Source organism: Burkholderia sp. Leaf177, assembly GCF_001424345.1.
Classification (GTDB): Bacteria; Pseudomonadota; Gammaproteobacteria; order Burkholderiales; family Burkholderiaceae; genus Caballeronia.
Genome location: NZ_LMPF01000007.1, coordinates 69,521 through 96,411, shown reverse-complemented (window position 1 = coordinate 96,411; position 26,891 = coordinate 69,521). Strand labels below are relative to the sequence as shown.

The window sequence follows — 26,891 nt, the reverse complement described above, 5'->3', positions numbered from 1 at the left end:
TTTTATCGAAATCGTACAAAAGGTCGTGATGTTCGGGCGGTAGAACGCAGAACGCCCGCGTAATCGCGCACAACATGTAGTCACGACGCCGGGTATTGGCGATCAACGGCAACACTAGCACCGCAGCAAGTTTTGCAAGCGACAAAACGTAGGGTATTCCTCTGGCGAAAAAAGACAGTGAGCCAGCGTACACGAGGGCCGATATCAACTACGAGATGGCGCACATCACATGGCGTGGCACGTTACCTTTGCGGAAAACCTTGGGCAAGCATTGCTAATGAGAAGTCAAGTCTGGCCGGCAAACCGTTTGTCGCGCTCTAAATACAAAAAACCGACCCGACGCGAGGGATGTCTGTGAGAGCAGTTCGCTTACCGTTTTCAACCGCGAGCGTGCGTTTCGACCAGGACGCCGCCATCTGGGTCCTGCTGCAGCAGATCGTCGTGCGCGGGTTCGTCGCGGTCAAATTCCTGGCGATCGGGCGCATTCTCGGGCCGGCTGCCATCGGCAGCGTCAGTGTGGCGCTGCTCGCGGTTGCCATTGCCGAAGCGCTCAGCGACACCGGCCTGGCGCAAGCCGTGGTGCAGGGACGGGAGACGCCGAATCGCACGCAGCTCGGCGCAGTCTGGACCACGCTGGCTTCGCGCGGGGCGTTGATCGCCGTGCTGATTGCTTGTGCCGCGCCGTTCATGGACCAGCAGTTTCATCTCGGCGGATCCCTGCTGTTGCTGCAGATGGCCGCATTGCTGCCGCTGATTCGCGGCGTGGCGTCGCCGGCGTATTACATCGTGACGCGCGAACGCGGCTTCATGCGCATTGCGGGCGTGGAGATGTCGTCGGCGTTTCTAGATTGCGCGATCGGCCTGGCGTTTGCGCTCGGCGGCGCGGGCGCTTATTCGGTTCTGCTCGGCATGCTGGCAGGCGAGACGCTGAAGACCGTGCTGACATGGACCACGATGGGGCCGCGTCCGCCGCTGCGTGCTTCGTGGAAGGGCATCGGGCATTACGTGAACTTCAGCCGCTGGATCTGGGCCGGCAGCGTGGTCAATCTGCTGCTGAATCAGTTCGATAAAGTGATCGTCGCGAAGCTGCTCGGGCCGGCGCAACTCGGCGCGTACCAGATGTCGTCGAAGCTCGCGCAAATGCTGCTGGCTGATGCGGCAATCGCGATGTCGCAATATCTTTTCCCGACGTTTTCGGCGCATCATCGCAAGGACGCGGACTTCGCCGCGCGGCTTTTCCGCCGTTATCTTGGACTCATTGCGGGAGGACTCGTGGTGCTGGTCGTGATCCTGCGCTTTGCCGCCGAACCGCTCTTCCAGATCGTGCTGGGAACCGCGTGGCTGCCCGCCGTGCCGCTGTTCCGCATCTTCGTGGTCAACATGGCGATAGGCGCCGTGATCGCCGTGCTGGTGTCTTACCTGCGCGCGGTCGGCTTGCCGAAGGTCGCCACCCATGCATCGATCATCCAGGCCGTGGTGCTACTCGCCACAGTGCCGGTCGCGACCCACATGTGGGGCGTGACGGGCATTGCCTGGGCCATGACCGGCGGCCTCGCGGCAGCGGCCGGCTGGATGCTGTTCCGAATCGTCAGGGAGGCGTGATGCGCATCCTTCATCTGGTACTCGCACCACGTCTTTCGGGCGCTGAAGTGTTGGCCAAGGATCTGGCGATTCATCAGCAGAACAGCGGTGAAACCGTCGGCATGACATCGCTCAGGCCGCAGCATGAAGACTTCACCGAACTGCGCCGCGAACTCGATGTAAACCGTGTCGAATGCATGTTTCCAACGGCATCGCACGGAACGCTCGGCAAGTTGTGGCATTTGTACCATTCGGTTAATCACTACAAGCCGGACGTGGTTTTTGCGCACGCGACCATCCCCGCGTTTTACGCGCGCGCGTTGCCCATTGCCGCGCCCGTGGTGTACGTGATGCATTCCGCGACCAACGACTTCGAGCGCGGATTGTTCAGGCGTATTGAACGTGTGTTGTCGCGGCGCGCGCGTGCGGTAATCGCAGTGTCGCCGGCGAATATCGATGACTACGTGGCAGCGGTCGGCCGCCATCCTTCCATGCAGCTCATTCCGAACGGCGTCGACATGGCGCGTTTCTCGAAAGGCCTGACCGCGAGCCCCGCCGACGACCACGCGCAGATCGTGCAGATTGGCCGGTACACGTCGGTCAAGAACCAGTTGCAGACGGTGCATGCGTTCAAGGAGGTCGTGAAGGTCGTGCCGCATGCGCGTTTGCTGCTGGTCGGCGTGATCGAAGATCCTGCCTATTTCACGGCGGTGAACGATCTCGTGGCGAAGCTCGGGATCGAGCGGCATGTCACCGTGGAAGGGCCGCGCTCGGATGTGTCCGACATCCTGTTCAAGGCCAGCGTGTTCGCCATGCCATCGCGTTCTGAAGGGCACAGCATTGCGTTTCTGGAGGCACTTGCTTCGGGCGTGCCGATTGTCGCAAGCCAGATCCGGCCTTTCAGCTTCGCGGAAGATTTCCCGGCGGTGCATCTGCTCGATCCGGAAGACACCGCGAGTTATGCGCGGGCGCTTGTGACGGCGTTGGGCGAAGGACGGGCGCAACGGCCGCTAGGCGGGTTGACGCTTGCCGATACCGCCGAGCGGTATCTTGCCGTGGCAAGAGAAGTGACGAACGGGATGGCGGGGGCGGTGGCTTGAGATTGAAATGAAGCTCCAACGAAAAACGCCGGCTTTAAGCCGGCGTTTTTCGTTCACCTACAGGATCAATGAAACAGCTTCGTGGCCTGCACGAGCGTGTTGATCACGCCCCAGGCCAGCGGCACGATCACATAGATCCAAAAAACGCCAAGCAACGCCTTGTTCGTCGGTACGGCTTTCGACGAAAGATTCTGATCGATACGAGTGTTCATCGCGTTCTCCGGTTTATGGTTGTTCGGCTTATTCCGACGCAAGCGCCGAAGCACTCATGTGATGTTTTGCGTTCACCTGCTTCACGAGGAAATTGCAGATAAAGCCAAGCACCAGCAGCCCCGCCATGATGTGCAGCGTGGTCGTGTAGGCTTGCGCCTTCTCAACGCCATGCGCCACCTGATACGCGCGAATGTAGTTCACCAGCACCGGCCCCGCGATACCCGCAGCCGCCCACGCCGTCAGCAGCCGTCCATGAATGCCGCCGACGAACTTCGTGCCGAAGATATCGGCGAGATACGCTGGAACGGTCGCGAAACCGCCGCCGTACATCGAGAGAATCACGCAGTAGGAAAGCACGAAGAGCGCAACATTGCCGCTCTGCGCAAATTGCGGCACGAGCCAGTACAGCACGGCGCCCAAAGCGAAAAATACGAAGTACGTGTTCTTGCGCCCGAGCCAGTCGGAACCCGATGCCCACACGAACCGTCCGCCCATGTTGAAGAGCGACAGCAAGCCGACAAACCCCGCCGCCGCACCGGCAGTAATGGTCGCCTTGAAGCTTTCCTGGATCATCACCGACGCTTGCCCAAGCACGCCAATACCCGCCGTCACATTGAGGAACAGCACGAGCCAGATCAGATAGAACTGCGGCGTCTTCAATGCCTGATCGATATGCACGTGATTGCGCGTGATCATCTTGTTGCCGTTGCCGGCAGGCGGCGTCCAGCCAGCGGGAAGCCAGTTCGCGGGCGGCACGCGAATGGCGAGCGCGCCTATCGACATGGAGATGAAATAAACGATGCCCAGCACCACGAAGGTCTCGGTCACGCCGTTGCTCGTGGCGCTCTTGAAGTGGTTCATCAAGGCGACCGATGCAGGCGCGGCGATCATCGCGCCACCGCCGAAGCCCATGATCGCCATGCCGGTCGCCATGCCGCGGCGGTCCGGGAACCATCGGATCAGCGTTGAAACCGGCGACACGTAACCGAGCCCAAGCCCGATTCCGCCGATCACGCCATATCCGAGATAAACCAGCACGATCTGATGCAGGTGAATGCCGAGCGCCGCGACCAGGAAGCCGCCGCCGAAGCAGCACGCTGCGGTGAACATCGTGCGTCGAGGGCCGACCTTCTCGAGCCACTTGCCCGCGAATGCCGCCGACAACCCCAGGAACACGATAGCCAACGAAAAGATCCAGCCCAGCGTGGTCAGCGACCAGTCATCGGGCGCCGAATTCGTAATGCCAATCACGCGGGTGAGCGGCGCGTTGAAAACAGAAAATGCATATGCCTGGCCGATACACAAATGCACGGCGAGTGCTGCGGGCGGCACCATCCAACGGGAAAAACCGGGTTTGGCGACAGTGGCTTCTTTAGAAAAGAATCCGGGTGATGCGTGTATTGCGCTATCTGAGCGAGTGCTCATTGTGGTCTCCAGACTTGGTTTATTGCGCTGTTTATCGTTTGCATTTTTTATTGCACGACATATCCGGCACTTCGGCAGCTTTGCCGGAATGCCACTTCGATCGCCGTAGTGCGGTGAAAGAGGAAAAGGATAAGAAATGCGCAGAAAATAGGCTTCCGATCTTCATAATTTGCACGCATTGAAGCGTTGGTGCCACGATAGTTAAGCCATCGAATCAATGCAATAGGATATGTTCAGACATAAGTGTTTGTACTAATAAGGCAACCCCTGCATTCGGATGTTTTTACGGCATCGACTAAACAAAACTTTAGGGTTAATCGTGGGAAGTCGGTAAGAACGGCTTAAACCAAGACGCGTTTTAATAAAGCTATTTACGCAATAGATTGGGTTAATCCCATTTCAATCCAACGAACCAAAATCAAATTCACGCAAGCGCCTTGACGACACGGCCAGTTCATCTACGTGAATTTGGAAGTCTTTTCAGCGACACGTTCCTGCCGTAATCTGAGACACCTCGCGCGCCCCGGGCGTCATCCCCGACAACCATCAACACCAAGACGCCGCACCAACGGCGCAGCTTTTGTATGACCTTGACTGCATGACAAGTACGTTCGAATGCTTTTGCAGGTCCCTCGCGTTGCGCACACAAGAAGCAAGAAGCGCGATTCTCGACTTGGACGCAGCGCGCAATCTCACCTTAAGGAGCACGTTCGATGAGCACGATCAAGACGAAGGACGGCACGGAGATCTTTTACAAGGACTGGGGGTCGGGCAAGACGGTGGTGTTTTCGCATGGCTGGCCGTTGAACGCGGATGCGTGGGATTCGCAAATGCTGTTTCTGGTCCAGAAGGGCTTCAGGGTCATCGCGCACGACCGGCGAGGGCACGGGCGATCCGGTCAGCCCGCGCTTGGCAATGACATGGACACGTACGCCGACGATCTCGCCGCGGTAATGGACGCGCTCGACGTGAAGGACGCCATGCTGGTCGGCCATTCAACAGGCGGCGGCGAGGTCGCGCATTACATCGGGCGTCATGGGACGGGGCGGGTATCGAAGGCAGTATTGATCGGCGCCGTGCCGCCGTTGATGCTGAAGACCGAGGGCAATCCAAACGGCGTGCCCAAAGACGTATTCGATGGCATCCGCGCCGGCGTCGCGGCAGACCGGTCGCAGTTCTACAAGGACCTTGCGCTGCCATTCTTCGGCTATAACCGCGAAGGCGTGAAGAAATCGCAGGGCGTGATCGATTCGTTCTGGGCGCAGGGCATGCTCGGCGGAATAGTCGGGCATTACGCGTGCATCCGCGAATTCTCGGAAGTGGATTACACGGAAGACCTGAAGAAGATCGACGTGCCCACGTTGATCCTGCACGGCGACGACGACCAGATCGTTCCCATCGATACCGCCGGACGCATGTCGGCGAAGATCGTGCCGAACGCCACGCTCAAGGTCTATCCGGGCGGTGCGCACGGCATGTGCGTGGTGGAAGCGGACAAGGTGAACGCGGACTTGCTGGAATTTGCATCGAGCTAAAAAAGCTGCGCCGGCCTGGCAGCCGGCGCATTTTCATGCAGCGTTATTTTTTCGCCGGATGCGCGCGGCGGAACACCATCCATCGTGGCGACTTGAATCTGACAATGCTCACGTAGAGCCATACATACGTGAACGCAAACACTACGACGAAGCAGAACAAGTGCACCGTATGCCGCCAGAACAGCGTGGCGGGAATCACGGCGACCAGACATAGCAACCACAAGTACGGCGATGTCAGCGAATTGCGCCGCGTGAGTTCGCGTGCGTTCTGCGCGCCGACGGCCCATCGCATGAGACGCTTGTAGACGAGCATGTGCAAGTGCACGCCGTCAGGAATGCCCGGCGAAATGCCGCGAATGAACTTCTTCCGGTAGATTGAAAAACACGTCTCGAAGATCGGATACATGAAGAGCAGCACGGGGAACCATGCCGATACATCCCGGTTCCGCATCACGAGCATGATCGACAATTCGGCAAGCATGAAGCCGATGAAATACGCGCCGCCATCGCCCAGAAAGATCAGGCCTGCCGGGAAGTTCCAGATGAAAAAGCCCATCACCGCGCCCATCATGATCAGCGACGCCGACAGCACGACCGGATCGTGAACCTGGAACGCAACGTAGGCGAGCGAGGCGAACATCATGAAGGCGACCATCGACGCAAGACCGTTGAAGCCGTCGATGATATTGATCGCGTTCGCCAGCGCCGCCACCGCGATCACGGTCACGATGCACGAGATCACGCCATAGGTCAGCAGGAAGTCGAGCGGCGGCACGCTGATGCGCGTAACCGCAATGCCGAGCAGGAAATACGCGAGCGCGGCGGCGGCCATGGTGCAAAAGAGGCGCACGACGGGCGTCACGCGCTTGGTCAGGTCTTCGATGAGCCCCGAAAAAAACGCGGGCAAACCGCATGCGACCACCGCGAGAATTCCGCTCGATACAACCGGATAGCTCCATCGAAGCTGCACGGCGGAAACGGCGAGCCCCAGGAGTATCCCGACGCCGCCGACGCGCGGCACCGATCGCGCGTGAAACTTCTGCACGCCGGTGAGATCGGTATCGCCGGAAATGCCTTCGTGCAAGTGCGCGAACCGCACGATCAACAGCGTGATGAACAGCGAAACCAGAAAACCGAGCGCAAAGCTAAGCATGAAAAATAATCACTAGAAAGAACGAGACCGGTCAGGCAAAACCCTTCGGGTTCTGCGACTGCCAGCGCCAATGATCGGCGCACATGCGTTCAATGCCATGTTCCGCCTGCCAGCCGATGAGCGCGGCCGCGGCGGCGGGATTCGCATAACACTCGGCAATATCCCCCGGACGGCGCGCCACGAGTTCATACGGAACGGGTTTGCCCGATGCCGTTTCGAACGCCTTCACCACGTCGAGCACGCTGTAGCCCTGACCCGTGCCGAGGTTCACAACGAAGCTGCGATCAAGCGATTGCAACGCATCGATTGCCTTGATATGGCCGCGCGCGAGATCCACCACGTGGATGTAATCGCGCACGCCGGTGCCATCGGGCGTCGGATAATCGCTGCCGAAAATGCGCAGGCGCTCGAGCTTGCCCACGGCGACTTGCGCCACGTAAGGCATCAAATTATTCGGCACGCCTGCCGGATCTTCACCGATCAAACCGCTTTCATGTGCGCCGACCGGATTGAAATAACGCAACGTGGCAATGCGCCATGACGGATCGGAGATTTCCAGGTCGCGCAAAATCTGTTCGGCAATAAGCTTCGACTGACCGTAGGGATTCGTCGCCGAGAGCGGAAAGGATTCATCGATAGGCACGCTCTTCGGCATGCCATACACCGTCGCCGACGAGCTGAACACAATGTTCTTCACGTCGCGCGCGCGCATGACGTCGAGCAGCACGAGCAGGCTGTCCACGTTGTTGCGGTAATACTCGATCGGTTTCGCGACCGATTCACCCACCGACTTCAGCGCCGCGAAATGGATTGCGCCGGTGATTGCGTGTTCGTCGAAGATGCGGGTGAGGGCGGTTTCATCGCGTGCGTCCGCTTCGTAGAACGCGAGTGTTTTTCCCGTGATCTGTTCCACGCGCTTGAGCGACTGCGCGTTGCTGTTCACGAGGTTGTCGATCACGACAACGCCGAACCCTGCATTCAACAATTCCACGCAGGTATGCGAGCCGATAAACCCCGCGCCGCCGGTGACGAGAATGGTGCCTTTTTCGCTTGTGTGTTCAGTCATGAATCCGCTCCCGGAGGTGCTTTTTAATGTGATGCGCTGATCGCCTAGAAGCCGGTGATCGCGCGTATTGTGCCTTTATAACGTTCCACGACGCCGTTTTCATCGAATTCCCGCGTGACCTTGGCGCGGCCCGCAACGCCCATTCCGGCGCGCGCCGCGTGGCTCAGAAGCAGCATGCGCTCCAATTGTTGCGTCAGGCTGTCCGCGTTTTTCGCTTCGCAGAGAAAACCGGTCACGCCGTTTTCGACGACTTCGCGGCAGCCGGGGACATCGGTGGCGACGATCGGACGGCCCATTGCCGATGCTTCCATCAAGGTCCGCGGCACGCCTTCACGGTACGACGGCAGCACGACGCAATCGGCGTTATCGATAAACGCGCGGACGTCGGACGCTTCGCCGAGATAATCGATGACACCTTCGCGCTGCCACGCCTGGACTTCGTCGAGCGTGATCGCGCTGGGGTTGTCCACGCCGGCCGGCCCGAGCAGCTGGAACCGCGCGTACGGATATTTCGCGCGAATCCGGCGCGCCGCCTCGACGTATTCCGCCACGCCTTTATCCCACAGCAGGCGGCCAATTAAAACGAAAAAAAAGCCTTCCGTCTGCGGGTTGGCGCGCGGTAGCGGCTGAAAAGCGTAATCGGCGAGATCGACGCCTTCGCCGTGCAAAAGACGCGCGCGCTTTGGGTGCACCAGCAGCTTTTGATCGATGAAAGCCTGACGGTCGTCCTTGTTCAGGAACCAGATTTCGCGCGGAAAGCGGAATGCGAACTTGTAGAGTTTCTTCGCGATATTTGCCGTTCCGCTCTGCTGGATAAACACGTAACCCAGGCCGGTGGTCACCGCGATCGACGGAATGCCCGCGAGCTTCGCGGCAATCGTCCCGTAGATATTCGCCTTGATCGTGTAATGGAAAACGATGTGCGGCCTGGCCTTCCGATACTCGCGATAGAGCGCGGCGAGCGTTTTCAAGTCGTCGCGTGGGTTGGTGCCCTTGGACGCCATCGGCAGGTCGATGCATCGGCAACCCATTTCTTCCATCAGCGGGAACGTGCGGTCGCGCGGCGCGATGATCGAAACTTCCGCGCCCTGTTGAATCAACATTCGCAGCAAACCGCGCCGGTAGGTGTAGATCGCCCAGGCGGTGTTGCACACGAGGGCAATGCGTAGGCGGGATTTTTCTGCGTTCATTCTTTCCATTTGAAAAAAGAGGCGTTGTTCAAAGCCCGAGCAGCCGTGTTTTCAAGGCACGCAGCGCACGGTAAGGCAGCAGCAGATGCGCGACGTTCTTCGCAATCCCGATCCAGTCCGGCATGTTCGTCACGCGCATGTATTTCAGCTGAAGCCGCAGCGTGGACCAGACTTGCGTCCGGCGTTTTGTCGCGCTGATGCCGTGTTCATTGAGTTCGTAATACACGCCGAATTCGGGAAGATTCGCGCCCTCGTGATGTTGCAGAAGACGCAGGATCAGATCGAGGTCCTCGGCCGCCTGATATTGCGCGCGGTAATTGCCGGCATCGATCACAGCGTCGACGCGCAACATCAGCGAAGGATGCGTGAAACACGAACGCAGCAGCATGACACGCCGTATATCGGCGGGATCGGTTGGCGGCTGCAAGTCGAAAAGCGGCGCGCCCTCCATGTTCACCACGTGCGTCCACATGCCGAGCACGGCCGTTTCCGGATGCGCTTCCATATACGCGCGCTGATTTTCCAGGCGATACGGCGTCGCGAGATCGCCCGCATCTATACGCGCTGCATATTTGATGCCGCGCACGGCCAGTGCATCCATTCCCGCCTGCAACGCCCGCTCGATCCCGCCATTGCGCGGCATGCGCAGCACGTCGACCGTCATGTTCGCAACGGCCGGCGCGACGATGGGCGGCAGGCTGCCGTCATCGACAATCAATACGCGTACCGGCGCGCGTTCGCAAAACGATGCCAACGTGCGCTCGATATCGTGCTGCGCGTTGAACGCCGGAAGCAGCACGGCGACGTCGCCGAGGAAGGGCGCGCTCATGTCTGCAGCCGGAAGCGAATGTAGTAAAGATTCACCGAAGCCGCCGCCAAATATCCCGCAGCAAGCCCGACGAGTGCGCCATAACTTCCCATGCGCGGAATCGCGATCAAATTGACGATAGCCGCGACCACCAGCGCCAGCAGCCACTTCGAGAGCAATACGAACTTGGCCTGGTATTTCAGCACGACCAGATTACCAATCGCTTCAATACCGGCCGGCAGCGAGAGCCAGACGGCCCAGCGGAAGATATCGATGGAAGCCGTATATGCCGGCCCGAAAACATGCGAAATGATGAACGCCGCCAGCAGGTCGAGGACGATCGCGCCGCAGACCATCAGCACGGCGGTCATCGCGAAGAGGCGCACGATGTTGCGCTTCAACTGCAGCGCGTCGCTGACCTTGTAGACGAACGCCGGCGCGATGGTCTGCGCGAGCATCAACGCAAGCGCGATCCAGTTCTCGTTGAGTTGCTGCGCGGCGGAATACACACCGAGTTCGGCGAAGGAGATATGGCGTTCCAGCATCAGCCGGTCGAGCTTCATGAACACCGACATGCAGATCAGCCCGAGCCAGAACACCGTGCCGGCGCTCGCAAAATGCCTGAAGAGCGAGCCATCGACGTGCCAGCCGAGCTTGCCGCCGTTTCGGCGCATGTAGTAAAGCAGCAATACGCCGCCGATCGCCGCCGATTCCACTGCCCACAGCCAGCCGAAATGCGCCGGACTCGCGGCCGCCCGCACCAACACGAATACGAGCCCGGCTTTGAGGATGGCGGTGACCATGCTGGTCAGCAATTGCGGCTTGCTGTACGTCATGCTTTGCAGCCATGCGTTGATCACGCCGACAAACGGTTCGCGAAACAGCATGGTCACCGCGAGCCCGGCGAGCATGGCGCCGACGAGGGGATCGGTGAAACCTGCTGTTATCCCGATCCACGTCAAGACCAGCGCCGCCGTGGAAATGCTGATGCGCAGCACGAACGCGCTTCCGAGCACAGTGCCAATCTGCTTCGGATCGCGATGCACGATAGTCGGCACCAGGATCTCCGCGCCGCAGACCCATGTGACGGGCGCAATGACGAGCAGAAGCGTGTTTGCGTACTGCCATTTGCCGAAGACATCGGAGCCGAAATAACGCGCGAGCAATCCGCTGATGCCAATTGCAACCGCAATTTGCGTAAGCCGCTCGAGTCCCAGCCAGACGATATTCGCAAGCGCTCGGGCGACGTCCGGGTTCGAGATCCGCTTTAACATGCGCGCACGATGCCCGGGAACGCCTGAATAACAATGTCAGGAACGGGCATGCCGCTTGCTGCCATCACCCGACCGTGTACGCGGTTTATCGACGATTTCGGCCATGCCGTGTCCTGCCGTTCAGAGGCGCGATTGTCTGCACCTTTGTTGCCGTAAATGAAAAAGCGTCGGAGCATTGGATTAGAATATTTGCGCGGGTTCGCACAGCCTTGGAAGTGCGAAACGCATCCGGGAAAGGCCCGGCGCTTCGAAAGACTGCGATTATAGGTGCGAATAGTGTGCGCAAACGCGTGGTTCAATACATCCGGAAGTGATAGAAAGGCGCGTTTGACGATTTTGACCCGGTAACCAGAAACGCTGATGATGGAAGTTACTTCCACCATGGCCAATTTCTTCGTTATTTTTTGCGTCGTGCGTCCGGTATTGTTCCCGGACCGGCAGCACCAGGACCTTGTGCGCGGCGGGACGATGTCGACGCATCGGCGGAAAAACAGGTCTCAAGCAGGTCAGCAGCAAAGGGTCTTCGTGACCCGGGACGCTTCGGGATGCCCCGGAACCATTTCAATTATTAGTCAGGTAGCCATTCCATGAGCCAGTCACCGCAAGCATCAGTTACCCAGTCCATTTTCAAGGCTTATGACATTCGCGGGATCGTGGGCAAGACAGTCGATGCCGGCGTTGCTCGCAACATCGGCCGCGCATTCGGCAGCGAGATCCGCAAACTCGGCGGCGACTCCGTCGTCGTGGCGCGCGATGGCCGCCTGTCCGGCCCTGAACTCGTCGGCGCATTGGCTGACGGCCTGCGCGAAGCGGGCGTGGATGTGGTCGATGTCGGCATGGTGCCGACGCCCGTCGGTTATTTCGCGGCCAGCGTGCCGCTCGCGCTGCCTTCGGGCGAGCGCCGGGTGGACTCGTGCATCGTCGTGACGGGCAGCCATAACCCGCCCGATTACAACGGCTTCAAGATGGTCCTGCGCGGCGCCGCCATTTATGGCGAACAGATCCAGGCGCTGTACAACCGCATCGTCAACGACGACTTCGAAAGCGGCGCCGGCACATACACCGAATACGATATCCAGCAGGTTTATCTCGACCGGATCGTAAGCGACATCAAGCCGGCGCGGCCGTTGAAGATCGTCGTCGATGCCGGCAATGGTGTGGCTGGCGAACTTGCGCCGCGATTGTTCAAGGCGTTGGGATGCGAGATCGTGGAGTTGTTCACGGATATCGATGGCACCTTCCCGAATCACCATCCTGACCCGGCGCATCCGGAGAATTTGCAGGACGTGATCAAGGCATTGAAGGAAACGGATGCTGAAATTGGTTTTGCATTCGATGGCGACGGCGACCGGCTCGGCGTGGTCACAAAGGACGGCCAGATCATTTATCCGGATCGCCAGTTGATGTTGTTTGCGCAGGAAGTGTTGTCGCGCAACAAGGGCGGCCAGATCATTTATGACGTGAAATGCACGCGCAATCTGGCGAAGTGGGTGCGTGACCAGGGCGGTGAGCCGGTGATGTGGAAGACCGGTCATTCGCTGGTGAAGGCGAAGTTGCGTGAGACGGGCGCGCCGTTGGCGGGCGAGATGAGCGGTCACGTGTTCTTCAAGGATCGTTGGTATGGTTTCGATGACGGCCTTTACACCGGCGCGCGGATGCTGGAGATTCTTTCGCGGGTAGCCGATCCGAGCAAGCTGCTCAATGATTTGCCGAATTCGCTTTCCACGCCGGAGTTGCAGCTGAAGCTGAATGAGGGTGAGAATTTCGAGTTGATCGGGAAGATGCAGAAGAACGCCAAGTTCACTGGGGCGGATGATGTGGTGACTATCGATGGATTGCGGGTCGAGTATCCGGATGGGTTTGGACTTGCGCGGTCGTCGAATACCACGCCGGTGGTGGTGATGCGGTTTGAGGCGGACAGCGAGGACGCGCTGAAACGTATTCAGGAAGATTTTCGCCGGGTGATTTTGGCGGAGAAGGCTGACGCCCAATTGCCGTTTTAGGGTTGCTCGCGCCGGTGGACAGATTGGTTTGCTGGCGCGGGGGGTGGGGGTTGGTGCTGGGTTGTTGCTATTTAGGTCTTCGCGGGTTTTTTGTTAGTCGTTCTCTTTAGCACTGTTAGCCACTGTCCGTGGCGGGACTTCATTTCTTTGTCCAACGGCGACAAAGAAACGAAGCAAAGAAAACGCCTTTCCACCGCTAATTCTTAAGTGTCCACAGCGTGCANGTCCGTGGCGGGACTTCATTTCTTTGTCCAACGGCGACAAAGAAACGAAGCAAAGAAAACGCCTTTCCACCGCTAATTCTTAAGTGTCCACAGCGTGCAAGCACCACTGTTTGGCACGCAAGAAGCACCCTTAGCGAACAACCTCGTCCTGTTGAAACCCTCCCCCTCCGTTCATGGCAACCCACACGCTTCGCCACCAGTGTGGGAATCCACTAACCAGGCCTCCGCGCTACGCGCGCTAGCGCCCAAACAGAACGGGCGGCGATACTAACGGCGATGTTTGCAGCTCAAGATGCTTTGATCTGTTATGGGCTAAACCCGTTGTTATATGTGTGACGGGTTTCCGTATTAACGGATTCCGACACTTGTGGCGAAGCGTGTGGGTATCTGTTGCCGGAGGGGGAGGGTTTCAACTGGTCTGGGTTATGCGCTGAGGGTGCTTCTTGCGTGCCACACAGTTGTCGTTGCACGCTGTGGACACTTAAGAATTAGCGGTGGAGAGGCGTTTTCTTTGCTTCGTTTCTTTGTCGCCGTTGGACAAAGAAATGAAGTCCCGCCACGGACACTTAAGAATTAGCGGTGGAGAGGCGTTTTCTTTGCTTCGTTTCTTTGTCGCCGTTGGACAAAGAAATGAAGTCCCGCCACGGACAGTGGCTAATAGTGATAAAGAGATCAGCTAAGACAGAACCCGTGAAGGCCTAAGCAGCAGCAACCCGGCATCAACCCCGACCGCTACAAAAACTCGTCCGACCACTACAAAACACCCGTCCAACCGCTACAAAACACTCACCCAAGCGCCAGCGCCAACCCCGCCCGCTCCATAAAAAAAACCTCCCCCGTCCAGCGTGCAAAAGATCTTGATTGTCAGGGTGTCATCCCTCGGTGATGTCGTCCACAACATGCCAGCCATCGCCGATATCCGGCGCCTGCACCCCAACGCCCAAATCGACTGGCTAGTCGAAGAAAGCTTCACCGGCCTCGTCGAACTCGTCGACGGCGTGCGTCGCGCCATCCCGTTCTCGCTGCGGCGCTGGCGCAAACGCTTCCTCTCCCTCGATAACTGGCGCGAAATTCGCCGCTTCCGGCAAACCCTCGCCGCCGAAAACTACGATCTGGTCATCGATTGCCAAGGGCTCATCAAGACCGCCTGGGTCGCGAGCTGGGCGCGCGGCACGCTCGTCGGACTCGGAAACCGGACCGACGGCGCCGGCTACGAATGGCCAGTGCGTTTCTTCTACAACAAACGCATCCCCATAGATGCACGCACACACGTGGTCGAACGCACGCGTCAACTGGTCGCCGCCGCACTCGGCGACCCACGCCCGGAACCGACGGACAAGATCGAATTCGGTCTGGACACACGCCGCGCCGCGCTCGCGTTGTCGCAAGCGGATCTGAACTTGCCGGTGCCCTACGTGGTGTTCGTCCACGCCACGTCTCGCGCCGATAAACAATGGCCCGATACCGCCTGGATCGAACTCGGCCAGTCATTGATCCGCCGCGGGGTATCGATCGTGTTGCCGTGGGGCAGCGACGCCGAACGCGAAACGAGCGAGAAACTGGCAAAAGAATTCGGCGCAGCCGCCGTCGTGCCGCCAAAATTGTCGCTGCCGGCGGTGGTCGGTTTGATCGATGGCGCCGCGGCGACGGTCGGCGTGGACACGGGACTCGTGCACATTGCGGCGGCGCTCAAGCGGCCGACCATCGAGTTGTACAATTTCTCGACCGCGTGGCGCACAGGCGGTTACTGGTCGCCGCGTGTGGTGAATCTCGGCAGCGCCGGTCAGCATCCGACCTTGCAGCAGGTCAAGGCGACGCTCGCAAGCTTCGGGTTGCTGTGACAGATTGCTACGAGGTCTGAGCGTGTGCGGCACTGATGGCCGGGCCCTTGAGGCCTGTCAATCCGCGGCGTTTCAGGCTGCGGTATTTGCGGCCGGTTTGAGCGAAAATGCGGCTCGTTCGTCGAATGGAGGCACGTTGACCTGCCGACCGTTCACTCGCTCATCCAAATAATCGAAGGCTCATGACCGAATCTCAAATTATCGAAGTCGCTTCCGCCGACTGGCAGGGCCAACAGCTCTCCGTGCCGCGCGAGGCGTTGCTGGCCGGCGTCGAGCGCGGCAAGGTGCTGTACTTTCCGAACCTCGCGTTCGCCGTGGAAGGCGGCGAGCGCGCGCTGCTCGACCCTAAAGTCGCCGATCCCCAGCGCAAGAACATCAGCCTGGCGCCGAATGGCGGCGCGCTCGCCGGCGTGCTCGGCGACGCCGTCACGCAATCGGCCGTGCGCGCGCTGGTCGCCCGCTATCAGGCGAACGCACGCTCGCTCGTGGATGGCCTGTTCCCCGAATATCGCGGCAAGTTGCGCGTCGCGCCGACAAGTTTGCGGCTGCATCGCGTGGAAACGCGCGAGACATCCTGGCGCAAGGACGACAGCCGCCTTCACGTCGATGCGTTCCCCTCACGGCCCAATTACGGCGAACGCATCCTGCGCGTATTCACCAACGTGAATCCCGATGGCGCGCCGCGCGTGTGGCGTGTCGGCGAACCGTTCGAGGAGATGGCGAAACGCTTTCTGCCATCGATAAAATCGCCGGTTCCAGGCTCGGCATGGCTCATGAACCTGCTGAAAATCACCAAGACGCCGCGCAGCGAATACGATCACTTGATGCTGCATCTGCATGACGCAATGAAAGCGGATATTGGTTATCAGAAAACATCGCCGCAAGAAGAAATGCCGTTTCCGCCAGGCTGCGTGTGGGTGTGTTTCTCCGATCAAACCTCTCACGCCGTGATGTCCGGACAGTACATGATGGAACAGACCTTTTTCCTTCCCGTGGGCGCGATGGTGCAGCCCGAATGCGCGCCGCTCGGCATTTTGCAGCGCCTGAAGGGAAGGGCGCTGGTTTGAGCGCCGCCCGGCTTCAGCCATCAAAAGGCCGCCGATGCTGAGGCTCGTGTATCGCGCGTTATGGTGGATTGTCGCGCCGCTCGCCGTGCTGCGGCTTTTGATCCGCTCGCGACGGGAGCGCGGGTATCGCGAGCATATTGGCGAGCGGTTTGGTTTCGGCCCCGCGCGTCGTGGCGATGATCTTTCGCCGCTGATCTGGGTTCACGCGGTATCGGTTGGCGAGACGCGCGCGGCGCAACCCCTGATCGAGGCGTTGCAGCGCGCGTTTCCCGATGCCCGCATTCTTCTCACGCACATGACGCCGAGCGGCCGCGCGACCGGCGAGCAGTTGTTCGGCGAGCGTGTATCGCGCAGTTATCTTCCCTACGATTCACCGTCGCTCGTGCGGCGATTTTTGCGTGCGTGGCGGCCGTCGCTTGGAATCGTGATGGAGACGGAGGTCTGGCCGACTTTGATCGATGAATGCAAGCGCGCCGGCGTGCCGCTGGTGCTGACGAACGCGCGCATGTCGGCGCGTTCGTTCAAGCGCGCGGCGAAGTTCGGTAGTGCGACGCGCGAAGTGTTCGGCGGTTTTACGCGCGTGCTGGCCCAGACTCCGTCCGACGCCGAACGCCTCGGCGCGCTGGGCGCGCGCAACATCGCGGTGCTCGGCAACCTCAAGTTCGATATGTCCGCACCGCCCGAACTCGCCGCGCGCGGCCATGCGTGGCGCGCTGCGATTGGCGGCCGGCCGGTGTGGGTGGCGGCGAGCACGCGCGAAGGCGAGGAGGCGCTTGTGCTGCAGGCATTTACCGCGCTTCGAACGCACTTGCCGGACGCTTTGCTGATTCTCGTGCCACGCCATCCGCAACGTTTCGATGAAGTCGCCACGTTGGTCAACGGCGCCGCGCTGAACCACGTGCGGCGCTCGACGTGGGCAGGACGCGCGGCGGCGGCTGGATCGGGTATCGATGCCGCGCCGCCTTTGCCCGCGGATATCAACGTTCTTCTCGGGGACTCCATGGGCGAGCTCGGCGCGTACTACGCGGCGTCGGATGTGGCGTTTATCGGCGGGAGTTTGTTGCCGCTTGGCGGCCAGAATTTGATCGAGGCGTGCGCGGCGGGCGTGCCGGTGCTGATCGGGCCGCATACCTTCAATTTCACGCAGGCGACCAACGACGCAATTGCGGAAGGCGCGGCGTTGCGGGTGAGCGATCCGGCGGCGTTGGCGCGCGGCCTGCGCGATCTTTTCACCGATAAACCCCGCCGCCAGGCAATGAGCGCGGCGGCATCGGCGTTCGCGGCGAAGCATCGGGGCGCGACGGCGAGGACGGTTGAGGCGTTGGGGGTTTTGTTGCGGACAAACGCCGAGGAAGCAGGAAACGGCTTTTCAATACACGATCCGGCCTGAAACGGTTCTTCCCGGTTCTTCCCGGTCCATCCATCCAGCCGCGTTAGCGGCCCCGCTAACCCCGTCCCGCCAGCAACCGCTCCAAACACACCACAAACCGCGCGTTGCTGGCCTCGAGCCCGTATTCCCGCGCGCGTCCCAACGCCGTGCGCGTGAAACCGTCGCGCAACGTGTCATCCAGCAACAAGCGCGAAATCGCTTGCGCCATTGCGTCCACATCGCCGACAGGAACGAGCAGTCCGAACTTGCCATCGTCGAGAATCTCGCGCGGTCCAGTCGGGCAATCCGTCGATATCACCGGCTTGCCAAGCGCGAGCGCTTCAAGCAGGACCATCGGCATGCCTTCGTAGCGCGAACTCAGCACCAGAGCGCTTGCACCCGCGACCACCGCGTGCGGATTGTTCCGATACCCCGTGAAATGCACACGTTTCTCCACGCCCAACTCGGCCGCGAGCGCTTCCAGTTCCGCGCGAAACCCGCCATCGCCGACGATCACGAGGTCTTCCTTCAACGCGTCTTCATGCGTGGCGGCGAGTTGCGCATAAGCGCGCAGCAAGGTCCGGTGATCCTTCTGTATTTCATCGAGCCGAGCCACCGAGACGATATACGGCCCGGCGCACGGCGGCGCTTCCTGGGCCGCTGCGTTCTCTCGAATCCGGTCTATATCGATGGCATTCGGCAGCACGAATACGTTTCGCAGATGGCCATCGAAGAGCGCGGTCGCTTCCTCGGCCATATGCCGGTTCAGCGCCGCGATACCGTCGTAACGGCCATATTGCGTGAGCATGCGCTTCATTTTCCGGCGCCGGCCGCCGAGCCGGGCATCGAAACTGAAGTGATTCACGCCGAGCCACGTCGTGCCGAAACGGCCGGCAAGCCGGCGCAAGGACATGTCGAAGTCGATGATGATTTCGTGGCGCTGCGCCAGTTCGGCCACGCGCGCTTTCACATAAGGGCGCACGGCGAGCGTGTTGAAGACATCGCGGCCAACGCGGCCGAGCTTGCTCAGCGTATGCGCGTAGCGGTGCTTCTGAAACGTGTTGAGCCAGGGTTTGTTGGTGAGAATCTCGACGTTCACGTCCGCGGGAATCTGCGCGCGAAAGCGCTGTTCGAACGCGGGCGATGAAAACATCACCGAAAGCGTCACCGCAAAGCGCGCGCGGTCGAAGATCCGCAACCACTGCATCAGCGAGGTTTCGATGCCGCCGTCGTTGAAATCCGCGACGTGAAAAAGCACGGAAACACGGCGCAAGGATGCCTCGACGGGCGTTCGGGGCGCGCTAGAGGCCACGGAAGCTCGTTCCAGTATGACGGCGGTATCGGCGGGACTGTCGATCTGAATTCTCCCGGTTACTGGCGAAAAGCCATAGGAATAATTAAGGCAATATCCTATCGCACTCGCACAAGCGGACGCAGGTTCACCGCCGCAGCTTTGATTCACCTTACACCGTTTTACGGTGTCAAACGCTCAGCAAACCCTTCTTCTCGATAAAACTCACCACCTGGTCGAGCCCGTCGAGCGCCTTCAGGTTGCTCATCACGAACGGTCGTTCGCCGCGCATCTTTTTGGCGTCGGAGGCCATGATGTCGAGATTTGCGCCCACGTACGGCGCGAGATCGATCTTGTTGATCACCAGCAAATCGGATTTCGTGATGCCCGGGCCGCCCTTGCGCGGGATTTTTTCTCCGCCGGCGACATCGATTACGTAGATGGTCAGGTCCGACAATTCCGGGCTGAACGTGGCGGCCAGATTGTCCCCGCCAGATTCGATGAACACGATATCCGCGTCCGGAAAGCGTTCGATCATCTGGTCGACGGCTTCCAGGTTGATGGACGCGTCTTCGCGAATGGCCGTGTGCGGGCAGCCGCCCGTTTCCACGCCCATGATGCGTTCGGCCGGCAACGCGCCTGCCACGGTGAGCAAGCGCTGGTCTTCTTTCGTGTAGATGTCGTTGGTGATGGCGACGAGATCGTATTTATCGCGCATCGCCTTGCAGAGCATTTCGAGCAGCGTGGTCTTGCCGGAACCGACCGGGCCGCCCACGCCCACGCGCAGCGGTGGCAGTTTTTTGGTGCGGCGGGCGGCGGCGGAATAAACAGGTGCATTCATGGCGTTTTGGATCAGGAGCGAAATAAGCGCGAATATTGGGATTCGTGGCGCGCGGAAAGAATGCCGAGTTGCGGCGCGAAGGTGTTGATTTCGCCGGGCGAAGTAGCCAGCGCGCGTTCGACCGCTCGATCGATCGCAACGCGCAGCGCCACGATGATCCGTTGTCCCGCGATCTGTCCGAGCGGTACGGCTTTCAGCGCCGCTGCCGCCTGATTTTCCACCCACGCGAAGGCGTAGGCGGCGAGGGCGGCGTCGGGCGCGGCATCGTGGGTAAAGGCGGCGAAAGCAAACGCTGTCGGCTGGGAAATCGGTTTGATCGCGTTCAGCGTGGCGAGGCGCGCCGGATCGCCCCATTCGAGTTGCGTGCACAACTGCGCGAGCGACCAGCCCATTTGCTGCGTCTCGCGGCGCAGTTCGGCCGATTCCCGGCTGGCGAGGAATTCTTCATCGGCGCGAGTCAGTTCGTACGCTTCATGCGCGTGCCAGCGTTGCATTTGATGCGCGAGAAACGGCAGCTCGCCGCGCGCCAGAACGTTTGTCAGGCCGCTTGCGATCCAGTCGCGGGCGCTGTCGCCATCGTGGATAAAACCGTGTTCTATCGCGGATTCCAGACCCTGCGAGTAACTGAACGCGCCGATAGGCAACGCCGGCGACGCCAGATGCAGCAGCGCCGTGAGCTCAGCGGTGCGCATGACCGTGGTCGTGACCTTCATGCCCGTGCGAGCACTGCGAATGGTCGCCGTGATCGTGGCCGTGGTTGTGGCCGTGATCGTGATCGTGCGAATGGCCGTGATGGTCATCGAAGACTTTCTGCGCGAGTGCGTAGTCTTCCACGAAGGTTTCGTCGTGGCCGTGCTTGTGACCGCCGCCGTACGCGCCCGTTTCCGGCTGGAACGGCGCTAGCGCGTGATCGACGTGCGCGCCGAGGCGCTTCAGCATGTCTTCCAGCACGGGATCGGCTTCCAGTTTCAACTGGCCGGCAGCGACTTCAACGGGCGTGTGGCGATTGCCCAAATGATACGCAGCGCGCGTCAATGTCACCGGATCATGCGCGTGCACGACCAGCACGTCTTGCTGCGCCGCGATCACGCGAACCAGGCCGCCGTCGTCGGCAATGAGGATATCGCCGTCGCGCAGCACCGTGCCGCGCGGCAGGACAAGCGCCACTTCTTCACCGTTATCCAGCGTGGCGGCAAGGCGGCTTTTGCAGCGGTCATCGAAGGCGAGGGTGAGTGTCGGCGCGCGCTTGATCAGCGGCGCGGCCAGTTTCGCTTCGATACGTTTGTCGATAGTGCGCATTCGAGTCTCGGGTTCGATCAAATTCAGAATAGGAAGTAGCGCTGCGCCATTGGCAATACGGTTGCCGGCTCGCACGTGAGCAACTGGCCGTCGGCTACGACCTGGTACGTTTCGGGATCGACGGTAATCGACGGCATGTACGCATTGTGAATCATGTCGGCCTTCGAGATGTTCCGGCAGTTTTTCACGGCGACCACGTTTTTCTTCAGGCCATACTTTTCGCCGATGCCATTATCCAGCGCCATCTGTGAAACGAATGTCAGCGATGTCTTGCCGAGCGCCCCGCCGCGCGTGGCGAACATCTCGCGATAATGCACCGGCTGCGGCGTGGGAATGGAGGCGTTCGGATCGCCCATTTGTGCCACCGCGATCATGCCGCCCTTCAGAATCATCGCGGGTTTCACGCCGAAGAACGCCGGTTCCCAGAACACGAGATCGGCCCACTTTCCCGGCTCGATGGAACCCACTTCGTGCGCGATGCCATGCGTGATCGCCGGGTTGATCGTGTACTTGGCAACGTAGCGTTTCGCGCGGAAATTATCGTTGCGCGACGAGTCCTCGGGCAGCGCGCCCCGCTGCGTTTTCATCTTGTGCGCGGTTTGCCACGTGCGCATGACGACTTCGCCAACGCGTCCCATCGCTTGCGAATCGGACGACAGCATGGACAGCGCGCCGAGGTCATGCAGAATGTCTTCGGCGGCAATCGTCTCGCGGCGGATGCGCGATTCGGCGAACGCAATATCTTCGGCAATCGATGGATCCAGGTGATGGCAGACCATCAGCATGTCGAGATGTTCATCGAGCGTGTTGATGGTGTACGGACGCGTTGGATTCGTCGACGACGGCAGCACGTTCGATTCGCCGCAAACCTTGATGATGTCCGGCGCATGGCCGCCGCCGGCGCCTTCGGTGTGATACGTGTGGATCGTGCGGCCCTTGAACGCGGCGACCGTCGTCTCCACGAAACCCGCTTCGTTCAGCGTGTCCGTGTGGATGGCGACTTGCGTATCGGTATCGTCGGCAACGGATAGACAATTGTCGATGGCCGCCGGCGTCGTGCCCCAATCCTCATGCAGCTTCAAACCAATTGCACCGGCCTTGATCTGCTCGATCGCAGGCGCCGGCACGCTCACGTTGCCCTTGCCGAGAAAGCCGAGGTTCACCGGCCAGCCATCGGCGGCTTGCAGCATGCGTTCCAGATGCCACGGGCCCGGCGTGCACGTCGTCGCGTTCGTGCCGGTCGCGGGACCCGTGCCGCCGCCGAGCATGGTGGTCACGCCGGAAGCCAGTGCTTCATCGATTTGTTGCGGGCTGATGAAGTGAATATGCGAGTCGATACCCCCAGCCGTCACGATCATGCCTTCGCCGGCGATCACCTCGGTGGCGGCGCCAATCGCGATCGTCACGCCCGATTGAATGTCCGGATTACCCGCCTTGCCGATAGCAAAAACGCGCCCATTCTTGATGCCGATATCCGCCTTCACGACACCCCAGTAATCGAGGATCAGCGCGTTTGTCACGACCGTATCGACTACGTCGGCATGATCGCGTTGCGACTGGCCCATGCCGTCGCGAATCACCTTGCCGCCGCCGAACTTCACCTCTTCGCCATACGTGGTGAAGTCGCGTTCGACTTCGATCAGCAGGTCGGTATCGGCGAGACGCACGCGGTCGCCGGTGGTCGGGCCGAACATCTCCGCGTAGGCGCGGCGTCCGATGCGTAGCGTCATTTCAAGAATCCTGAAGTTGAGATCAAAGCGGACCCATCACGAGGCCGTTGAAGCCATACACTTTGCGATCGCCGGCGAGCGCCACGAGTTCGACCGTGCGTTCCTGGCCCGGCTCGAAGCGCACAGCCGTACCCGATGCAATGTTCAGCCGGAAACCGCGTGCTGTTTTGCGGTCGAACATGAGCGCCGTATTGACTTCGAAGAAATGAAAATGCGAGCCGACCTGCACCGGCCGGTCGCCCGTGTTCGATACCGTCACGGACACCGTCTCGCGGCCCGCGTTGAGTTCGTGCTCACCGTCGTCGATGAGATATTCGCCCGGGATCATGCGCGGCTCCTTCGGTGAATTCAACGTAAATTCAGGGAATCGGATGGTGAACGGTCACGAGTTTCGTGCCGTCGGGAAAGGTCGCTTCAATCTGGATGTCCGGGATCATTTCCGGCACGCCGTCCATGACGTCGTCGCGCGTGAGAAGGGTGGTGCCGTAGTGCATGACGTCGGCGACCGTGCGGCCGTCGCGCGCGGCTTCCATCAACGCGGCCGAGATGAACGCCACGGCTTCCGGATAATTGAGCTTCAACCCGCGTGCGCGGCGACGTTCGGCGAGCAATGCGGCGGTGAAGATCAGCAGCTTGTCTTTTTCGCGGTGAGTGAGCTTCATGGGATAGGAACGTCTCTTCGATTGGGCGTTATTGTTGCAAGAATCCTAGCATTGCAACCCTACGATTTCATTGGATGAACTTGCGCAACTCGATGGTCGTCGGACGCTCGAAAATCTCTTCCGGCGTGCCGCTTTCCCACACGCGTCCCTGATGCATGAACACCACCTTGTTCGATACCCGCCGTGCAAAACGCATCTCGTGCGTGACCATGATGAGCGTCATGCCATCGGCGGCGAGGCTTTCGACTACGGCCAGCACTTCGCCCACGAGTTCGGGATCGAGCGCGGACGTGATTTCATCGCAGAGAAGCACGGTCGGTTTCATTGCGAGCGCGCGTGCGATTGCCACGCGCTGTTGTTGTCCGCCGGAAAGTTGCTCGGGATAGGCGTTGAATTTATCGGCGAGGCCGACGCGTTCGAGCACTTGCTCGGCCGTCGCGCGCGCTTTTGCCTTGTGGACTTTCTTCACCACCGTTTGCGCGAGCATCACGTTCTGCCCGGCGGTCAAATGCGGAAACAGGTTGTATTGCTGGAACACCATGCCTACTTTCAAGCGCAATGCGCGCAGGTCGGCATGACGGGCATCGATATGTTCGCCATCGATTTCTATGGATCCTTCGTCGATGCTTTCCAGTCCATTCAAGGTTCGCAGCAAGGTGCTTTTGCCCGATCCGCTGCGGCCGATGATCGCCACGACCTGTCCCGGTTCCACCGAAAAATCGATGCCCTTCAGGACCTGGTTCGCGCCGAATTGCTTCTTGAGGTTTTGAGTTTCAACGAGCGGCATTCCATTTCCTTTCGAGCGTGCGCGCGTAGCGGGTAAGCGGATAACAGAGCACGAAGTAGATCACCGCGACGAGACCGTAGACCACGAAAGGCCGGAAGGTCGCGTTCGAGATCATCGTGCCGGCTTTGGTGAGTTCGGTGAAGCCGATGATCGAGACGAGCGCCGTGTCCTTCACGGCCTGCACGCCGAAACCGACCGTCGGTCCGATTGCAATGCGCGTGGCTTGCGGAAGAATCACGTGGCGCAATTGCTCGAAGTAATTCATCGCGAGACTCGACGATGCTTCCCATTGGCCTTTCGGAATCGCCTCCACGCAACCGCGCCAGATTTCGGCGAGATACGCGCTCGTGAAAAGCGTGAGGCCGACCGTAGCTGCAATCCACGGCTGGACCTCCACGCCGAGCAAAGGCAAGCCGAAGAACACCAGGAACAGTTGCATCAGGAGCGGCGTGCCCTGGAAGATCTCGATGTAGATCTTCACGATAGTGCGCAAAACGCGCGAACTCGATACACGCATCACGAGCAGCACGAAGCCCACGATTCCGCCCGCCACGAACGAGACGATCGACAGCACGATGGTCCATCGCGCCGCGAGCAGCAGATTGGTGAGGATTTGCTCGAACGTAAATTCGATCATCGCGCACCTCGCATGTTGCGCGCGAACATGCGCTTGCCCGCTTCGTTGAGCAGGAAACGCAGGATGATCGCCATCACGAGGTACATCGCGGTGATCAGGAAGTAGGTTTCGAATGCGCGGAAGTTGCGCGACTGAATGTAGCTCGCCGCGTACGTCAGATCGGACACCGAGATCTGCGATACAACCGCGGAGCCCAGCATGGTGATCACGATCTGGCTGGTCAGCGCCGGAAACACCTTCGCGATGGCTTGCGGCAAGACCACATGCCGGAAGGTCTCCCCGCGTGTCATCGCGAGCGACGCCGCCGCTTCCAGATGTCCCTTCGGCACCGCTGCAATTCCCGAGCGAATGATCTCGACTGAATACGCGCCGAGATTGAGCGTCATCGCGAGAACGGCGGCAACGTATTCATCGATGCGAATCCCGAGCGCCGGCAGCCCGAAGAACACAAAGAACAATTGCACGATGAACGGCGTATTGCGGATCGCTTCCACGTAGCCGCCCACGAACGACCGCAGCGCCGGGAACTTGCTGCCTTTGCCCGCGGCGCCGAGAATGCCGACCGTCAGGCCCAGTACGGTGGAAACCGCCGTGAGCCCGAGCGTGATCGCCGCGCCGCTCGCGAACATGCCGGCGTATTGCCCGAGGTCGCCGAACTGAAGTTGATATGCCATTGACCGGCGCCTTCTTATTTATGCTTCAGGGGAATCGGGCGGGTTTACAGGCCAGCCGGCAGCGGCGCCTTGAACCACTTTTGCGACATGGCTTCGAGCGTGCCGTCCTTCTTCGACTGAGCGATGGCGGCATCGACTTTCGCGAGCAGGCGCGGTTCGTTCTTGTTCAACCCGACAAAACACGGCGAGTTCTTGATCACGAATTTCGGTTCCGGACGGCGCGGCGGGTTCTTCGCAAGGATCGCCGCCGCCACAATGTTGCCCGCCGCGATCAGCTGGACCTGACCCGATAGAAACGCCTGGATGGTCGCGTTGTTGTCCTCGAAGCGCTTGATGTTCGCGGTCGGCGCCATTTGCGTGAGCGCGATTTCCTCGAGCGCGCCGCGGGTCGCGCCAACGGTCTTGCCGTTCAGATCGGCGGGGCTCGTCACCTTGATATCGGCGGGACCGAACACGCCCTGGAAGTACGGCGCGTACGGCGCGGAAAAGTCCATGACCTTCTCGCGATCAGGCGTTTTTCCCAGCGATGAAATCACCAGATCCACCTTGTTCGTGGTCAGGTACGGCACGCGGTTCGCGCTGTTGACCGGCACCAGTTCCAGCTTCACGCCGAGCGATTTGGCGAGGAGCGCGGCCATATCGATGTCATAACCTTGCGGCTTCATGTCTGCGCCAACCGCGCCGAATGGCGGGTAATCCTCCGGCACTGCCACTTTGAGCGTGCCGGCTTTGGTGATGTTGTCGAGCGCGTCGGCGTGAGCGGTGAGCGAGGTTAAAGCGAGCGCCGGAACGGCGAGAAGGGCGGTGGTTATCGTACGGAGGGCGGTGCGGCGAAGCGTGCTGGTCATTGTCTGCTTTCCTTGAGGCTGTGTGGCGCGGTGCGTATCGTTATTGGATGCACTCGTCGGAAAGGTATTTAAGCGAGAGTCGTGCCATCGGCGTTGAGCCGTGATGGGAAAGGGATTGCGTTGCCTCGCGAAACGTCATGCACACATGTGATACATAATAAAGCTCGAATTTGGTGCGTTTGTGCGGGTTCGGTCTGTTAGCGTCTCGAGCGAGTACGCAGGACACGTCCCGCGAAATAATGCCTTCCTAGGGTATGACTAAAAATCGTTAGT

The 26,891-nt window shown here is 60.2% G+C and carries 26 protein-coding genes; 7 read left to right on the top strand and 19 right to left on the bottom strand.

The window, feature by feature from the left end; all coding sequences use genetic code 11:
- The first annotated feature begins 354 nt into the window (after window positions 1-354).
- Both ASG35_RS09620 and ASG35_RS09615 read left to right on the top strand, forming a co-directional pair.
- Window positions 355-1,602 (top strand): oligosaccharide flippase family protein, encoded by a 1,248-nt coding sequence (locus ASG35_RS09620; RefSeq protein ID WP_056355981.1) that lies wholly within the window; start codon window positions 355-357, stop codon window positions 1,600-1,602.
- Window positions 1,602-2,681, top strand: coding sequence for a glycosyltransferase family 4 protein (locus ASG35_RS09615; RefSeq protein ID WP_056355947.1), 1,080 nt, complete (start codon window positions 1,602-1,604; stop codon window positions 2,679-2,681). The genes ASG35_RS09620 and ASG35_RS09615 overlap by 1 nt, the downstream gene beginning before the upstream one ends.
- Window positions 2,682-2,746: 65 nt before the next feature.
- Here ASG35_RS09615 and ASG35_RS09610 read toward each other — a convergent pair whose 3' ends face one another.
- Complete coding sequence (locus ASG35_RS09610) at window positions 2,747-2,893, bottom strand: MFS transporter small subunit (RefSeq protein WP_056355978.1); 147 nt, start codon at window positions 2,891-2,893, stop codon at window positions 2,747-2,749.
- Between the two features lie 28 nt (window positions 2,894-2,921).
- Window positions 2,922-4,319 (bottom strand): L-lactate MFS transporter, encoded by a 1,398-nt coding sequence (locus ASG35_RS09605; protein WP_056355945.1) that lies wholly within the window; start codon window positions 4,317-4,319, stop codon window positions 2,922-2,924.
- Window positions 4,320-5,032: 713 nt separating this feature from the next.
- Here ASG35_RS09605 and ASG35_RS09600 point away from each other — a divergent pair.
- Window positions 5,033-5,854: an alpha/beta fold hydrolase gene (locus tag ASG35_RS09600; RefSeq protein WP_056355943.1), complete on the top strand. Its 822-nt coding sequence runs from the start codon at window positions 5,033-5,035 to the stop codon at window positions 5,852-5,854.
- 43 nt (window positions 5,855-5,897) lie between these two features.
- On the opposite strand, the gene ASG35_RS09595 is transcribed toward ASG35_RS09600, so the two are convergent.
- The 6 genes from ASG35_RS09595 to ASG35_RS31240 are packed head-to-tail and all read right to left on the bottom strand — an operon-like array spanning window position 5,898 to window position 11,728.
- Complete coding sequence (locus tag ASG35_RS09595; protein ID WP_056355940.1) at window positions 5,898-7,007, bottom strand: MraY family glycosyltransferase; 1,110 nt, start codon at window positions 7,005-7,007, stop codon at window positions 5,898-5,900.
- A gap of 31 nt (window positions 7,008-7,038) precedes the next feature.
- Window positions 7,039-8,073, bottom strand: coding sequence for a UDP-glucose 4-epimerase GalE (galE, locus tag ASG35_RS09590; RefSeq protein WP_056355938.1), 1,035 nt, complete (start codon window positions 8,071-8,073; stop codon window positions 7,039-7,041).
- A 44-nt stretch (window positions 8,074-8,117) separates the two neighbouring features.
- Window positions 8,118-9,263: a glycosyltransferase family 4 protein gene (locus tag ASG35_RS09585; RefSeq protein ID WP_056355976.1), complete on the bottom strand. Its 1,146-nt coding sequence runs from the start codon at window positions 9,261-9,263 to the stop codon at window positions 8,118-8,120.
- 28 nt (window positions 9,264-9,291) lie between these two features.
- Window positions 9,292-10,092 carry a glycosyltransferase gene (locus tag ASG35_RS09580; protein WP_056355937.1) on the bottom strand — a complete coding sequence of 267 codons (801 nt, stop codon included), beginning with the start codon at window positions 10,090-10,092 and terminating at the stop codon, window positions 9,292-9,294.
- Entirely contained in the window at window positions 10,089-11,345 is a 1,257-nt protein-coding gene (locus ASG35_RS09575; protein WP_056355935.1) for an oligosaccharide flippase family protein, read from the bottom strand. Before ASG35_RS09575 ends, ASG35_RS09580 begins: the two co-directional genes overlap by 4 nt.
- On the bottom strand, window positions 11,339-11,728 hold the full coding sequence (locus tag ASG35_RS31240) for a hypothetical protein (protein WP_156393062.1): 390 nt from the start codon (window positions 11,726-11,728) through the stop codon (window positions 11,339-11,341). The genes ASG35_RS09575 and ASG35_RS31240 overlap by 7 nt, the downstream gene beginning before the upstream one ends.
- Window positions 11,729-11,932: 204 nt before the next feature.
- On the opposite strand from ASG35_RS31240, the gene ASG35_RS09560 reads away from it, so the two are divergent.
- The 4 genes from ASG35_RS09560 (at window position 11,933) to waaA (ending at window position 17,870) form a co-directional block, all read left to right on the top strand.
- Window positions 11,933-13,348: a phosphomannomutase/phosphoglucomutase gene (locus tag ASG35_RS09560; protein ID WP_056355929.1), complete on the top strand. Its 1,416-nt coding sequence runs from the start codon at window positions 11,933-11,935 to the stop codon at window positions 13,346-13,348.
- A gap of 1,069 nt (window positions 13,349-14,417) precedes the next feature.
- Window positions 14,418-15,413, top strand: a complete 996-nt coding sequence (gene waaC, locus ASG35_RS09555) for a lipopolysaccharide heptosyltransferase I (protein ID WP_056355926.1) — start codon at window positions 14,418-14,420, stop codon at window positions 15,411-15,413.
- Between the two features lie 182 nt (window positions 15,414-15,595).
- Complete coding sequence (locus ASG35_RS09550) at window positions 15,596-16,480, top strand: Kdo hydroxylase family protein (RefSeq protein ID WP_056355924.1); 885 nt, start codon at window positions 15,596-15,598, stop codon at window positions 16,478-16,480.
- Window positions 16,481-16,514: 34 nt separating this feature from the next.
- A complete protein-coding gene (gene waaA / locus ASG35_RS09545; protein ID WP_056355922.1) occupies window positions 16,515-17,870 on the top strand; it encodes a lipid IV(A) 3-deoxy-D-manno-octulosonic acid transferase in 1,356 nt (451 codons plus the stop codon).
- Window positions 17,871-17,925: 55 nt separating this feature from the next.
- Here the strand turns inward: waaA and ASG35_RS09540 are convergent, their stop codons facing one another.
- The 11 genes from ASG35_RS09540 to ASG35_RS09490 all read right to left on the bottom strand — a co-directional run bounded on the left by ASG35_RS09540 (window position 17,926) and on the right by ASG35_RS09490 (window position 26,618).
- Complete coding sequence (locus ASG35_RS09540) at window positions 17,926-19,107, bottom strand: glycosyltransferase (RefSeq protein ID WP_056355920.1); 1,182 nt, start codon at window positions 19,105-19,107, stop codon at window positions 17,926-17,928.
- A gap of 223 nt (window positions 19,108-19,330) precedes the next feature.
- Window positions 19,331-19,981 (bottom strand): urease accessory protein UreG, encoded by a 651-nt coding sequence (gene ureG, locus ASG35_RS09535; protein WP_056355919.1) that lies wholly within the window; start codon window positions 19,979-19,981, stop codon window positions 19,331-19,333.
- A gap of 11 nt (window positions 19,982-19,992) precedes the next feature.
- Complete coding sequence (locus ASG35_RS09530; RefSeq protein ID WP_056355974.1) at window positions 19,993-20,673, bottom strand: urease accessory protein UreF; 681 nt, start codon at window positions 20,671-20,673, stop codon at window positions 19,993-19,995.
- The gene (ureE, locus tag ASG35_RS09525) at window positions 20,660-21,280 is read right to left on the bottom strand and encodes an urease accessory protein UreE (RefSeq protein WP_056355916.1); all 621 of its coding nucleotides are present in this window, start codon (window positions 21,278-21,280) and stop codon (window positions 20,660-20,662) included. The genes ASG35_RS09530 and ureE overlap by 14 nt, the downstream gene beginning before the upstream one ends.
- Window positions 21,281-21,303: 23 nt before the next feature.
- Complete coding sequence (gene ureC / locus ASG35_RS09520) at window positions 21,304-23,010, bottom strand: urease subunit alpha (RefSeq protein WP_056355915.1); 1,707 nt, start codon at window positions 23,008-23,010, stop codon at window positions 21,304-21,306.
- Between the two features lie 22 nt (window positions 23,011-23,032).
- Entirely contained in the window at window positions 23,033-23,338 is a 306-nt protein-coding gene (locus tag ASG35_RS09515) for an urease subunit beta (RefSeq protein ID WP_056355913.1), read from the bottom strand.
- A 31-nt stretch (window positions 23,339-23,369) separates the two neighbouring features.
- A complete protein-coding gene (locus ASG35_RS09510; RefSeq protein WP_056355911.1) occupies window positions 23,370-23,672 on the bottom strand; it encodes an urease subunit gamma in 303 nt (100 codons plus the stop codon).
- 67 nt (window positions 23,673-23,739) lie between these two features.
- Entirely contained in the window at window positions 23,740-24,459 is a 720-nt protein-coding gene (locus ASG35_RS09505; RefSeq protein WP_056355909.1) for an amino acid ABC transporter ATP-binding protein, read from the bottom strand.
- Window positions 24,446-25,096: an amino acid ABC transporter permease gene (locus ASG35_RS09500; protein ID WP_056355908.1), complete on the bottom strand. Its 651-nt coding sequence runs from the start codon at window positions 25,094-25,096 to the stop codon at window positions 24,446-24,448. The genes ASG35_RS09505 and ASG35_RS09500 overlap by 14 nt, the downstream gene beginning before the upstream one ends.
- Window positions 25,093-25,770, bottom strand: a complete 678-nt coding sequence (locus ASG35_RS09495) for an amino acid ABC transporter permease (protein ID WP_056355906.1) — start codon at window positions 25,768-25,770, stop codon at window positions 25,093-25,095. Before ASG35_RS09495 ends, ASG35_RS09500 begins: the two co-directional genes overlap by 4 nt.
- A gap of 44 nt (window positions 25,771-25,814) precedes the next feature.
- Window positions 25,815-26,618: a transporter substrate-binding domain-containing protein gene (locus tag ASG35_RS09490; RefSeq protein ID WP_056355904.1), complete on the bottom strand. Its 804-nt coding sequence runs from the start codon at window positions 26,616-26,618 to the stop codon at window positions 25,815-25,817.
- Window positions 26,619-26,891: the final 273 nt, after the last annotated feature.